Source organism: Bordetella tumbae (assembly GCF_965139195.1).
In the GTDB taxonomy this organism is placed as follows: Bacteria; Pseudomonadota; Gammaproteobacteria; order Burkholderiales; family Burkholderiaceae_B; genus Bordetella_A; species Bordetella_A tumbae.
This window is the reverse complement of record NZ_CBCSJH010000001.1, coordinates 637,791-650,245: the sequence shown is the minus strand read 5'-3', so window position 1 is coordinate 650,245 and position 12,455 is coordinate 637,791. Positions and strand designations below refer to the sequence as shown.

At 64.8% G+C, this 12,455-nt stretch carries 9 protein-coding genes and 2 pseudogenes; 1 reads left to right on the top strand and 10 read right to left on the bottom strand.

Translation table 11 applies throughout. The annotated features are described in order from the left end of the window. Window positions 1-13: 13 nt before the first annotated feature. The 8 genes from ACNA0J_RS03120 to ACNA0J_RS03085 form a co-directional block, all read right to left on the bottom strand. Window positions 14-973, bottom strand: coding sequence for a LysR family transcriptional regulator (locus ACNA0J_RS03120; RefSeq protein ID WP_415816266.1), 960 nt, complete (start codon window positions 971-973; stop codon window positions 14-16). 75 nt (window positions 974-1,048) lie between these two features. Next, window positions 1,049-2,500, bottom strand: coding sequence for an efflux transporter outer membrane subunit (locus ACNA0J_RS03115; RefSeq protein WP_415816264.1), 1,452 nt, complete (start codon window positions 2,498-2,500; stop codon window positions 1,049-1,051). A gap of 10 nt (window positions 2,501-2,510) precedes the next feature. Continuing rightward, on the bottom strand, window positions 2,511-3,440 hold the full coding sequence (locus tag ACNA0J_RS03110; protein ID WP_415816262.1) for an efflux RND transporter periplasmic adaptor subunit: 930 nt from the start codon (window positions 3,438-3,440) through the stop codon (window positions 2,511-2,513). Then, the gene (locus ACNA0J_RS03105) at window positions 3,433-3,627 is read right to left on the bottom strand and encodes a DUF1656 domain-containing protein (RefSeq protein ID WP_415816260.1); all 195 of its coding nucleotides are present in this window, start codon (window positions 3,625-3,627) and stop codon (window positions 3,433-3,435) included. Before ACNA0J_RS03105 ends, ACNA0J_RS03110 begins: the two co-directional genes overlap by 8 nt. Beyond that, window positions 3,617-5,752: an FUSC family protein gene (locus ACNA0J_RS03100; protein WP_415816258.1), complete on the bottom strand. Its 2,136-nt coding sequence runs from the start codon at window positions 5,750-5,752 to the stop codon at window positions 3,617-3,619. The genes ACNA0J_RS03105 and ACNA0J_RS03100 overlap by 11 nt, the downstream gene beginning before the upstream one ends. 120 nt (window positions 5,753-5,872) lie before the next feature. Continuing rightward, window positions 5,873-6,805, bottom strand: a complete 933-nt coding sequence (locus tag ACNA0J_RS03095; RefSeq protein WP_415816256.1) for a LysR family transcriptional regulator — start codon at window positions 6,803-6,805, stop codon at window positions 5,873-5,875. A gap of 129 nt (window positions 6,806-6,934) precedes the next feature. Further along, window positions 6,935-7,825 (bottom strand): EamA family transporter, encoded by an 891-nt coding sequence (locus ACNA0J_RS03090; protein ID WP_415816254.1) that lies wholly within the window; start codon window positions 7,823-7,825, stop codon window positions 6,935-6,937. After that, complete coding sequence (locus ACNA0J_RS03085; RefSeq protein ID WP_415816252.1) at window positions 7,803-8,687, bottom strand: MurR/RpiR family transcriptional regulator; 885 nt, start codon at window positions 8,685-8,687, stop codon at window positions 7,803-7,805. Before ACNA0J_RS03085 ends, ACNA0J_RS03090 begins: the two co-directional genes overlap by 23 nt. Window positions 8,688-8,762: 75 nt before the next feature. Here ACNA0J_RS03085 and ACNA0J_RS03080 point away from each other — a divergent pair, with 75 nt between their 5' ends. Then, window positions 8,763-9,659, top strand: a complete 897-nt coding sequence (locus ACNA0J_RS03080; RefSeq protein WP_415816250.1) for an oxidoreductase — start codon at window positions 8,763-8,765, stop codon at window positions 9,657-9,659. 698 nt (window positions 9,660-10,357) lie between these two features. Here ACNA0J_RS03080 and ACNA0J_RS03075 read toward each other — a convergent pair. Together ACNA0J_RS03075 and ACNA0J_RS03070 are read right to left on the bottom strand one after the other, a co-directional pair. Continuing rightward, window positions 10,358-11,020: pseudogene (locus ACNA0J_RS03075) on the bottom strand (DUF3363 domain-containing protein); the annotation flags it as partial. Between the two features lies 1 nt (window position 11,021). Then, window positions 11,022-12,151 (bottom strand): annotated as a pseudogene (locus ACNA0J_RS03070) (DUF3363 domain-containing protein); the annotation flags it as partial. Between the last annotated feature and the right edge of the window lie 304 nt (window positions 12,152-12,455).

Below are 12,455 nucleotides of genomic sequence, written 5' to 3'. Positions count from 1 at the left end.
ATGGCTCTATTAATTACCGTTGTAAACCAGTGTGCGTGAGATCCACAGAGCACAAACCCAGCCTGGTGATATTTAATTTCAGTGCGCTTGCATGCTGGATCAACTCATCGATGAAGACCCGCACACGGGCAGGCGGTGTGCGGCCCGAATACACGGCATGCAACGTGACTGGGGCAAGGCGCCATGTGGGTAATACCGGTATCAGTGATTCGCTGTTCGTCGTCGTGAGGGGCAGCGCTACGATGCCCGCGCCTTCGCATGCGAGACGGTAAGCCAGGTCCAGGTCATTGAGAACAAGGTGGCTTTGAGGTTTGACGACGAGCGGTTGCTCCGAGTGGTGAAAGGTCCAACTGGCGAGCTCTTTACATAGGTCGGCATACACACAATCATGTCGGGCCAACTCGCCGGGATGTTTAGGCATACCGCGTGTTTTTAGATATTGCTCGCTGGCATAGAGACCGAATTCGATTTGAGCAATATTGCGTAAGATCAGATCGCTGTTGCTCTGTGTTCCCCAGCGCAACGCGACATCAAAATCGCGATGCTGCTCCCATTGAAGGTCTTGGTGGCAGTCGTAGTGGATCTGTAAATCAGGCCAGGCACGCGCGAACTGCGGAATAAAGGCTGGCAATTGAATCGCGTCCAGCGTATCTGGAAGCAATACCTTGAGTGTGCCGCGTAGTTGCGCGGTATGCTCCAGTAATAGATCCTGAGCGTCGTGTGCCTGTTCGATGAGTTTATGGCAGTGTTCGTAATAGAGCTTGCCCGCCTCGGTCAACAGGATTCGCCGAGTGCTGCGCGACATAAGCTGCACGCCCAGGTGCTCCTCAAGCGAGCTCAGACGGCGTGATACTGTCGAGGCGCTCACCCCTATCAACTCGGCAGTGCAGGAAATGCTGCGTTGTTTGGCGACTAGTACAAAAACTGCAATATCGTTGAAATCAAAGTCGAGGCTTGGTCCCGTTCGGTCCATGACATTAGCTTTTTGGAGTTGATGACGGATCGGCGCAATGAAACTCCGCGTCGCCACTGTTTCTGCATTGACGGGTTAATCGGACTCAGGGTCCAATGCCGTGTCCGCCCCTCCCGCACCCAGCGCCTTGTACAAGGCAATGCCTCCTTGCAGTTGCGCCAGTTGGCTGAGGGCGAGCGCATCGCGTGTCTGGTTCAGGCTGCGCTGCGCCACCAGCACCGGCAAATAGGCACTCATCCCACGCGCATAGAGTCGGGTCGCCTGCCCCAGGGCCTGTTGGCTATCGGCCACAGCCTTCTGCAACGAGGCTTGCCGCTGGCGTTCGCTGGTCCATGCGGTCAAGGCGTCTTCCACGTCGCGCAACGCCGAACGCACGTCCCGCTCGTAGACGCGCCGCACGGCGTCGGCGTTGGCCTGCGCCGCGGTCACGCCTGCCTGCGCGCGGCCCGCGTCGTAGAGGGACTGGCTACCCTGCATCGCCGCCGACCACGCCAGGCTGGCGCCTGAGAACAGGTCGTGGATGACGCTGGCGGTGGTACCGAACCCCAGGGGAATGCGGAACGCGGGAAAGCGTGCGGCCTCGGCCACGCCAATCTGCGCGGTGGCGGCGGCCAGGCGTCGTTCGTCCGCACGCAGGTCGGGGCGTTGGCGAATAACTTCCGAAGGGAGTGACAGCGGCAAGTCGGCCGGCATGGGCAATGCCGGTGCGGACGTGGCGAGGTCGGCATGCCAATCCCCGGGAAAGCCGCCCGCCAGCACGCCGATGGCATGACTGAAACGGGCGATGTCCGCTTCCAGCAAAGGCGGTTGCGCCTCGGCCGTTTCGCGCTCAGCGCGGGCCTGGGTGACGTCGGCCAGCGTGCCCAAGCCGCCCCGGTGTGCCTGTTCGGCCAGGCGTTCGGCTTCGGCCAGCGTACGGATATTGTCTTGCGCAATGGCCAGACGCAATTGCGCGGCGCGCAGCCCGGCGTAGTCGGATACCAATTCGGCCACGAGACTCACTTGCAGCGCGCGATGGTCTTCGGCGAGCGCCTGGATGCCGGCGTCAGCGGCTTCGACCGCGCGGCGCGTGCCGCCAAACAAGTCCAGTTCCCAACTGGCATCGAATCCGAGGTGCCAGGTTCGTGCCCGCCCGCCGGGCTGCGCGCTGAGTGCCTTGCTACTGCGCACCGCCTCGCCGGCGGCGCCGACCGAGACTTCGGGCATGGCGGCTGATGCGATCTGCACGCGTTCGGCGCGTGCCTGGCGCAGGCGTGCCAAGGCAATATCTAGGTCCTGGTTATGTGTCAGGGTCTGATCGACCAGGCGGTCGAGCAACGGATCCTGGAAGGCGCGCCACCAGGTGCGCAGGCCATCGTGGTCGCCATCGGACATGGTGGCGTCGGCCTCGATCCAGTGCGCGGGCACATCCAGCGTCGGCGTGCGGTAGTCCGGGCCCACGGTGGTGCAGCCGGCCAGGACGGCCAACAGTGAGGCCAGCATTGCCTGCTGAAGGCGCGGCTGTGTGCAGGGGATGGGTGCATGCATGGCTTTGTCCTCACATCCAGCGGTGTAACAGCGAAATCAGTCGGCCCTGCGGTACCGGCGTGCCTGCCGAAGGCGTGACCTCAATGCTGCCGGTCATGCCGGCGGCCAGCACTAGCTCATGCGGGACATGCTCGAACTCGACGCGCACGGGAATGCGCTGCGCCAGTCGAACCCAACTGAAGCTGGGTTCCACGCTCGGCAGCCCCTGCGCGTCGGCTTGCTGGTTGCTGTCGGTGATGCCGCGCCCAATGCTGGCCACCCGCCCTGGCAACACTTGGTCGAAGCCCATCAGGCGGATTTGCGCCGCCGCGCCGGGCTTGATGCCGCGCAGTTTGGTTTCCTCGAAATACCCGGTGATCCAGAAGCTATGGGCGTCGATCAGGGCCAGGTTCGGCTGGCCCGCCACGGCGTAGTCGCCCTTGTTCAAGCGCAGGCGCGTGACGTAGCCATCGGTTGGCGCACGCAGTTCGGTGCGCGCCAGATCCAGCTTCGCCCTGTCCACGGTGACCCGCGCACCGCGCAGTTCGGCCTGGGCGATGGCCACGGCCTGATTCGCTCGCTGGATGTCCTCAGCGGGCACCAGGCTTTCCATGCCCCGGCGCCGCCGCGCCTCCTCGGTTTTCTGGCGCAGAGACACCTCGGCCGCCGCCAACTGCGCCTCGGCCTGGGCCAGCGCCAGCGCGAAGCTGGCATTGTCGATGCGATAGAGCACCTCGCCGCGCTTTACGTATTGATCGTCCGCCACCGAGACCTCGGCGACGGTGCCTGACACCTCGGGGGCGATACGCACGATCTGCGCGCTGACACGGCCATCGCGGGTCCAGGGGGCGATGACGTAGGCGCGCCACAGCGCGCTGACCAGGAACCCGGCGGCAACGACCACCGCGAGAGTGAGTCCTGCCCGCAGCAGGCGCTGGGCGGGAAAGGAGCGTTCAGACATAAAGCACCAACAGGGAAACAAGGCAAAGGGAGATGGCGAACTCGAACAGGCCTGGATGCCACACCCATCGCAGCACCCCGCTACGCGCGAGCACGAAGCGCAGGCCCAGATAGATCGGCAGCGTCAGGCAGGCGTAGGCAAAGAACGGCGGCAGGTAGATGCCGGCCAACGAGAACTCACTGAGCATGGATTTGGCCTCCAGAGGGGGACGGAACGTCGTTCTCATGGCGTTCCAGCAGCGCGGCGATATCGAGCAGTACGGCGGTCACGCGCCGCACGTCATCCATCGCGGCGCTGGATCGCGCCGGTAATCGCGCCAAGGAGGACGCCGCGCGGCGGGCATGGCGTGCGGCCCGCGCGGGTTCACCGGCCCGCTGGCGCATATGACGCAGGGTGCGCGCCGCCACGCGCGCCCACTCGGCATCCGGAGAGGCTTGGCGTAGCCACCGGCGAAGGCGCAGCACCTCCCGGCCCAGATGCAGGCTGGTCAGCGCCTGGGCGACGGCGCGATCCATCGCCTGCGGCTGCGTTCTGAGCAAGGCGCCGAGTTGCGCGATGCGATGCTGCTGGCGCCATTGCCAGGCCGACGCATCCGTCGGCTCGCCGCGCAAGGTGCCCAGCGCCGCGTCGCGGATGCGCTGGCGCAAGCGCGTGACGTCACGCGCTCCGTTGCGTGGCAGCACGATCCTGAAGCCCAGCAGCGTGAAACACGTCGCCAGGATCCAGGCCACGGCGCCATTGAGGAACAGCGCAAAGTCGTAGCGCATCGGGTTGTCCGCCGCCGCCAGCGTCGTGAACGCCACCAGATAGGCCACGCCCGCCAGGGCATAGCGCGGCATCGTGGTGGCATACACACCGGGCAGCCAGAACAGGCTCAGGATCACCAGCAGCAGCGGCAGGCCCGAGACGTGAGGCAGCACGATGAAGGTGCACAGGAAGGCCATCACCACGGCGGCCACCGTACCCTTGATGAATTCGACCGCACCCAGCGCGGGATTGGGCGCGGTGGACAGCAGCGCGCAGGCCGCCGCCAACCCCGCCAGCATCATGTTGCCTTCCGTCCAGCCGGTGGCGATCCAGAAGGCGCCGCCCATCACCACGGTCAACAAGGCGCGTACGCCGTTCTGGAGGGCTGCCGCGGTGTCGCGGTGGAACGGCACGGACACGCGCGCCGGCGTCGGCCTGGGTTGGTGGAAACGTTCGATGCCTTCGAGGGCTTGCAAGTAATCGTCGAGTTGCTCGACCAGGCGGTCGCCCGCGATCATCAGTGTGGCTTGCTCGGAGGCGTCGTCGAGCGAGGTGACCGTGAGCGCGTCCCTCAGCCGGGTGCGCAGGTCGGTCAAAAGCTGGATGGCATGTGCTCTTTCGGCCTGGCCGGGTTCCTGCCCTAGCGACTGGCCCACCTCCCGCCATACCTTTTCCCAGTCCGGTTGCAACGCGCTCAGTACAGCGAGGCTGGCGCTGTGTCCGTGCAGGGGCGGCGCACCGCCCACCAGAGCGGAAAACAGCGAGACCATGGTGTGCCGCACAGTGCCGGCACGATGGGCCAGGTCGGCGGATTCGGCCTTGCCCAGCGCCAGCAGATCGTCCACGCCGTAGACCTCGGTGATGAGGGAGCGCCGTCCGGCATCGAGCGGCTTGGCATCGGGTCCGCCGCTTCCTTGAATGGCCTGGTGATGCGTCGCAAGCATGCCCGCCGTGGCGGCCGCAAGGCGGTCGAGCAGCGAGGCCAGGCGGCTGTGCACGCTGCGGCTGCTGAAAAGGGCCGAGACCAGCGCCAGGCAGACCACGCCGATCATCACGGACGCCCCGCGTCCCATTACTTGGTCGAAGGTGCGTTCCGGATGCTGCATGGCGCCGTAGGCCGCCAGGCCCACGGTATAGCCTGCCAGCGTGGCGCCATAGGCCCGGAAATGACGCAGCAGGGTCATGCTTACCACGCACGCCCCCAGCCACAGGCCGAAACCGAGCAGGAACAACCAGGGCATCTGGCCGAAGGCGCTCATCAGCACGAAGGCCGCCAGCATGCCGACCAGCGTACCCAGCACTCGCCACACTCCCTTGCCGACCACGCCGCCCTGGACGGGGTTGATGACCAGCAGCACGCTGGAAGCCGCTGCATAGGGACCGTGCAGTTCCAGCAGATACGCCACCACCAAGGCCAGACACGCGGCCAGGATCGACCGCATCACATAGGTCGCGCGTGGGGTGCTCAGGTCGAGATAAGGCAGGCCACGCGCCAACCGCTCCCGCAACCGGGATAGGCGTAAGGAGACGCCTGAATCCGTGTCAGGCACGTTCGCCAAATGCACGATGCAACCCTTCTACAGTGATCAATACGCATCACTGTAGGCAGGGTCGATCATTACGAAAAGTGAATTTATTGCATTCAGATGACTGCGTAAAACGCATTCATAGAGCCAGTCACCTAGTTAGGGCTTGGCGCGCATTGCCGCTTGCGCTTGGCTCTCATTGCAGAGCGTATGGATGGTCTGTCGCAGCCATTGATGGGCCGGGTCGCCCTCCAGACGCGGGTGCCAGGCTTGTGTCAGCAGCACGGTTTCCAGCGGTGTCGGCAAATCGAACACGCGCATACGCAGGCCCGCGGACAGCGCGGTAGTGGCCAGATGCTGGGGCAAGGGCAACAGCAGATCCGAATCTTGCAATGCGAACAGTGCCGTGTACGGATTGGGCAGTACCAAGGCGACGTGTCGACGCAGCCCCTGCGCCTCCAGCGCGGCATCGACTGGCCCGACGGCCTTGCCACGCCGCGACACGTTGATGTGCTCCCAGCGCGTGAGGCGCTCGGGCGTGATTTCTTCGTCGAAGATCGGATGGTTGGCGCGCGCGACGCCCACGAACGTCGTGGTGAACAGGGACTGCACGCGAATCTCCGGCCCCAGCTTGCGCGAGGCGCTGATGAACAGGTCGATGCGACCGCTGCGCAGCGCCTCATCGTCCACGTCGTCTTCCTCTGGCGAAAAACGCAGCATCGCTCGAGGCATCTCACGCGCCATCGCATCCAGGAGATGGCCCAGATGGATGCTCACGAACTCATCGGTGGCGCGGACGTTGAAACGCCGATCCAGCGATTTCAGGTCGATCTCAGCATCGGAGGCGAACACCTGCGAGGCCTGTTCGACCGCCAGCCGCACCTGCTCACGCAGCGCCAGCGCCCTGGGCGTGGGCACGAGCTTGCGGCCAACCTGGACGAACACCGGATCGCCCAGCGCCTCTCGGATACGGCTCAAGGTGCGACTCATCGCCGGCGCGCTGAGATGCATGCGGCGTGCGGCGCCGATGACGCTGCCCTCGTCGAGCAGCGCATCCAGCGCCAGCAGGAGATTGAGATCAGGACGCGACATGGCTGGCCCTCCTATGATTTACCTTCATGCAATCATAGGCTCTTTCGTATAGCGAACGAAGCATTCAACGGCAAGCCTGCATTCAGTCCATCATCAACTAATGAATGCGCACCAGCGCGGCAAAAAGCATCACAGACTGATTGCCGCGATTCCGATCAGCACGACGACCGCACCCACGATGCGGCGCGCGAGATGGTCCTCACGAAAGAGTAGATACGCGAAGAGGGAACCGATGATGATGGACGACTCGCGCAAGGGGGCGACAAGCGCAAGAGGCGCCGCCTGCATGGCGTTCAACACCAGGATGTAGGCCAGTGGGGAGAAGATGGCCACGATGAGAATAGGCGCGGCATTGGCACGAAGTGCTGCGGGGATGTGCCGTCGCTGCCGCAGTGCGCCTGGTGTCAGGGTCAGGCCTTGCAGCAGAAGCGTTCCCGCGTAGTAGCCCACTGGCGCCACATGCAGCGACGTGACCGCGTAGCTGTCCCAGACGGTATAGCTGGCGATGGTGGCACCTGTGGCGGCCCCCCAAAGCATGCCCTGGAGCGGGCGGCGACTGCCGCTTCGGAACGGGTTGCCTGCGACGACAAGCACGCCTGAGACAACCAGGAGTGCTCCGAACAACGCGACGAAATTTAGCCACTCGCCCAGAACAAGAATCGCGAACAGCATCGTCAGCACCGGCCCCGTGCCACGAGCGATCGGATAAACCACCCCAAGGTCGGCGCGATCGTAGCCAGCCTGCAAGGTCAGCGAGTACGCGATGTGCAATGCCGCCGAAACAACCGCTGCCACCGCCAACTGCCCATCCATCGTCTGCTGCCCTTGCACCATGAGACCGACCGCGATAGGGATCCACAACAGCGTCGAAGCGCAGCTGTAGGCCCAGACGAACAGCAAGGTGTTGCCTCGTTTGTACTTCGAGGCCAGGTTCCACACCGCATGCGCTACCGCTGCGGCAAGGACCATGGCAATGGTGTCGGGCTGCATCAGGGCATCAGGAAATGTCAGGCAGATCAATGCCTGCCCGCTCCGCCAAGCGGCTGCGATCTGGATCGCGCAGCGCAAGGGTGGCGACCAGCGCATCAAGAACGACGAGTTGCGCCAGCCGACTTCCCGCAGCGGCCATCTGTGCCGGTAGCGGCGCGCCGCCGACGACAAGTGCGACGTCCGCGAGGGTTGCTAAAGGCGTGTCGTACTGGTTGGTGATGGCAATCAGCGAGGCGCCGGCCGATGACGCTGCATCGGCGACGGCAAGCGTGGATGACGTGCGGCCAGTCGAACTGACGGCGATGACGACGTCCTCGGCGCCCAGGAGCCGTGCTGCAATCATGGCCGACAAGTGATCCGGGATGCTCACGGTCATCACGCCGACCGCGCGCAGACGGAAGACCGCATCGGCAGCAACCGTCGAGGAAGGACCGGCACCGAACGCAAAGACCTGCCGCGCGTCCTGTATCAAACCGACGGCCTTATCAAGCGAAGAGAGTTCGATGGCCCCGCCCAGCGCAGTCAATGCATCGGTGCCGGCACGGATGGAGGTTTCCAGCACGGAGGCCGACGTCGCATCCGCGCTGAGCACTTCGGGCGGAGCGAAGAACCGGGCTGTGCCGCGAGCACGGGCAATTTCGATCTTCAGTTCGGGAAAGCCGCTGAACCCAAGCGCACGCGCCGCGCGGATCACCGTAGGCGGCGAAACACCGGCCCGGACAGCAACCTGGACGGTCGTGCTGGTCCCAACAAACAAAGGATCGCTGAGCAGCAGATCGACAACCTTAGCCTCGCTCGCGGCGAGGTCGCCGCTTCGTGCTTGAATACTGCCGATCCATTGCCGCAATCGTTGCTCGGCCTCTGTAATTAAATTACCAACATCCTTATGCATATGTAATATATTACATTCACCGTACGAGGGACACAACCTGCCCTTGGATAGATGCCCTTAAAGGAATCCACTTTCATGGCCACTAAAATCATCCCTGTTGTCGCAGTCGTGGGGCCCGGCGCGATCGGCACCACGGTCGCGGCGATGCTGCATGAGGTCGGCCGCACACCCTTGCTGTGTGGACGGACTCCCCGCGATCACCTGACGCTGCTGGAAGATGGCCGTCCCATGACTGTCCCCGGCCCGGTTCGGACGAGCCAGAAGCAGATCACACACGCGGCTGATCTTGTGTTTCTGGCAGTCAAGACCACGCAGATCGATGCGGCAGCAGAATGGCTCTCGGCGCTGGTCGGCCCGCAAACCGTCGTGTGCGTCTTGCAGAACGGGATCGAACAGATTGAGATGGTGCGCCCGCACGCGCCAGGCGGGCACATCGTCCCCGCTGTCGTGTGGTTTCCTGCGCAGACGCAATCCGATGGCTCGGTCCGCCTGCGCGGCGAGGCGCGCCTGACTCTGCCAGACACGGCTGCCGCGCGTGTCGTGGCCCAGGCACTGCAAGGCACGCGGTGCGCCGCGGACTTGGCCGAAAACTTCAGTTCCCTGGCCTGGCGCAAGCTGTTGCAGAACGCGGTAGCAGGCCTCATGGCACTCACACATCGTCGTTCGGGCATGTTCAGCCGCGCTGACATCGCCGGGCTGGCGCTGGCCTATTTGCGGGAATGCCTGGCCGTGGCAAACGCAGAGGGCATTGAACTCGGTGTGGAAGTGCCGCAAGAGATCCTCGGCAAATTCCAGTCGGCCCCTGCGGACATGGGCACCTCCATCCTCACGGATCGGGAAACTGGCCGACCACTGGAATGGGATATCCGCAACGGCATCATCGCGCGTCGCGGCCGGGCTCACGGTGTTCCGACGCCGATCAGCGACATCCTGGTGCCGCTGCTCGCGGCTGCGAGCGACGGTCCAGGCTGACGTTACGGCATATGCTCTCACTATCGCTTATTTTCCTCTTCGCACTTGGCGCAGGCGTCCTCAGCGGTATGATTTGCACAGGCTCGTCACTGATCATGCTGCCCGTCCTTGTGAGCTTGTACGGGCGACGGAGCGCTGTGCCCATCATGGCGATCGCCTCTCTGTTCGGCAATATCGGATGAGCGATCGCTTGGTGGCACGAATTTCGTTGGCGACGGGTGCTTGCTACTCGCTGACCGGTGTTCCAGCAGCAGTGTTAGGCGCCCCCCAACGCTGCTGACGATTCCACCCGCCATCGTGGACGTATTCCTAGCCGCCTTCTTCCTCGCGATGATCCCGCTACGCCCCATCATCAGGCGCGCTCATGTCCACCTGCGCATCTGGCATATGAGCCCTCGCTGGGGCGCTGGTCGGATTTCTTACCGGATTAGTATTGTCCACCGGACCGCTCAGCGCGCCGGTCTTCTCTGGTTACGGCATGAGCAGTGGCGCATTCCTCGGATCGGAGGCGGCAAGCGCAATCCTTCTATACGCGGGCAAGCTCGGCACCTTCGACGCATCCGGCGCGCTCACTCCCCCTGTTGTATTGCGAGGACTCACCATCGGCATTGCGTTGCTCGCTGGTTCGATGATCGCGAAGCGTCTCCTCAGGCGGCTCCAAGCGCATACCTTCGAGCTTCTCATGAATGCATGCCGTTTCAACCAACAGTTGGCCCACGCTGCCGTCCAATCTCCCACGACACGCCGCCACCGCGCACCATCGCGGCAAGCTGCTGCCCCAGCCTCTGCTCGATCACCGGACGCCACGGAACCAAGCTGAATCCCATTCCGTCATCGAGCATCGCGTAGCGCCCGCTGGCGAGCATGACGGAGCGTTGATAGATGCCGGCCACGCGCTGCCCGTCAGTCACCGGGCGATGCTCCAAGCCAGTGTCGGCGGCAATGTCCTTGGCGACTTGCGTCAGTTCCCGATTGCGCAGGGTTCCCAGCAAGTTGCGGGCGAGAATCACGCGCTGCCCGCGCTGCTCGGCCAGCCCCTGTTCGGCCAGGAAATCGGCGCGCTGCTGCATCGCCTGCTTCACTTCGCCGCCAAAGCCCAGCTCGCCCAGGCCCGAGCCACCGCCGATCAACTGCTGGTCGAGCCAGGTGGCACCAATCACGCGCGCCTGCCTCTCGATGGACAGGTGCGATTTCAGTTCCACGGCCACGCCGCCCAGGCGCTGCGCATCGTACTGGCGGCCACGCTCGGCCAGGTCGTCGGGCACCTTCCATAGTCCTTCGGTCACGCGCGCGACGATGCCGGCCCGGCGTAACGCTTCCAGCCGCCGGACATGGGCGGCGACAACCTCCTGCGGGTCGCGNCCGGGCTTGGCCCGGCCCTGTTCGATGGCCAGGTGGTGATCGGCGCGGTACAGGCCATCACTCGCCAGCGCGGCGATGTTCTTGTCGGCGGCGCGCACGTCGGCCGAACCCTTCACCTCCACCACCGCGCCCGTGGGATAGTTCGCCAGCTCGTCACGGGCGTTCAGTGCGACGTAGTGGGCCTTGCCATCTGTGCCGTCGATGACCAGATAGCCTCGGTCGCGCAGTTCGTCGGCCAGCCCCTTGGCAGCCACGCGGCCGATGATGGTGCGGCCGTCGTCGCCCGGCTCGAACACCGCTAACTCGCGCTGCTGGCCGCGCATGGCCCGTTGCATGGTGCGGATGATGTCGCCACGCTCACCCAGGGCGCGCAAGGTCTTCTCGGCATCGGCATGTATGACCCAGGAGCCGGGCTGCGCCTCGTCGGTCAAGCCCAGGCGCTGCAAGCGTTGCAGGCGGCCGATCAGCAGCAGGCGCTGGCGTAGCAGTCGAGGTTCGTTGAAGCGCTCGACCTGCACCCGGCCGTCCTCGCCGACCTCACGTTGCAACGTGCGATCCAGGCTCGTCCACCGTTCCTGATCCATCTCGCGCCCCAAGGCCTGCTGAATCTCCAGCTCGGTGCGCGGCCCCAGCCATTCGGTCGCCAGTTCGGCGGCGCGATGGCGGAAGCCGTGGGCGATGTAGTCGCCCGCGATGATGAGGTCTTTGCCGGTGTCGTCGCGCCCGCGCACGATCAGGTGGGTGTGCGGATTGTCGGTGTTCCAGTGATCCACCGCCACCCAATCCAGCCGCGTGCCCAGGTCGGCTTCCATGCGGTTCACCAGATGCCGGGTGTAGGTGCGCAGGTCGTCCAGTTCCGCGCCGTCTTCCGGGGAAACGATGCAGCGAAAATGGTGCCGGTCGTCGGCGCAGCGTTCCTTGAAGGCGTCCAGCTCAGCTTCGTCGGCCTGTGGCCCGTAGGCCCGGCCGGGTTCGCCATCGCGGCCTGCGCCGTCGCGCTCGACGTAGCGCAGGTGCTTGGCGAGCGATTGCGGGCTGGCCCCCTGGTGATTGACCAGCAGCGTCTTGATGGTCACGCGCCGCGACATGGGCGTTAGCTTCGCCCCGGCGAAGCGCGCTGCCGTGTGGCCNCNCCCCNGGCGCGNGCCGGGGCGCTGGCCGGTGCCACGCGCCGATACCGGACGGCGCACCGTGGACTTGCCGCCGCTGGCCTTGCCAGCCTGCTTAAGCACCTTGGAAACGAAGCTCTGGCCCTGGCCTTTGCTCCGGTCCTTCAAGGCGCTGGGGCGCACGCGGAAATCGTCGTCGCGGCGGTCGGTCATGGCTGCGGTCCCTGCAAGCTATGGCGTGTCCGGTCGTGCGGAGCACGCGGACATGCCTGCATTGGCGCGGGCCTCGCACCCCACGCGGCACGGCGGCGAAGCCGCTCCGTGC

Coding starts and splice junctions, on each gene's coding strand:
- ACNA0J_RS03120 (WP_415816266.1), bottom strand. CDS start 973: ATGGACCGAACGGGACCAAGCCTCGACTTTGATTTCAACGATATTGCA.
- ACNA0J_RS03115 (WP_415816264.1), bottom strand. CDS start 2,500: ATGCATGCACCCATCCCCTGCACACAGCCGCGCCTTCAGCAGGCAATG.
- ACNA0J_RS03110 (WP_415816262.1), bottom strand. CDS start 3,440: ATGTCTGAACGCTCCTTTCCCGCCCAGCGCCTGCTGCGGGCAGGACTC.
- ACNA0J_RS03105 (WP_415816260.1), bottom strand. CDS start 3,627: ATGCTCAGTGAGTTCTCGTTGGCCGGCATCTACCTGCCGCCGTTCTTT.
- ACNA0J_RS03095 (WP_415816256.1), bottom strand. CDS start 6,805: ATGTCGCGTCCTGATCTCAATCTCCTGCTGGCGCTGGATGCGCTGCTC.
- ACNA0J_RS03085 (WP_415816252.1), bottom strand. CDS start 8,687: ATGCATAAGGATGTTGGTAATTTAATTACAGAGGCCGAGCAACGATTG.
- ACNA0J_RS03080 (WP_415816250.1), top strand. CDS start 8,763: ATGGCCACTAAAATCATCCCTGTTGTCGCAGTCGTGGGGCCCGGCGCG.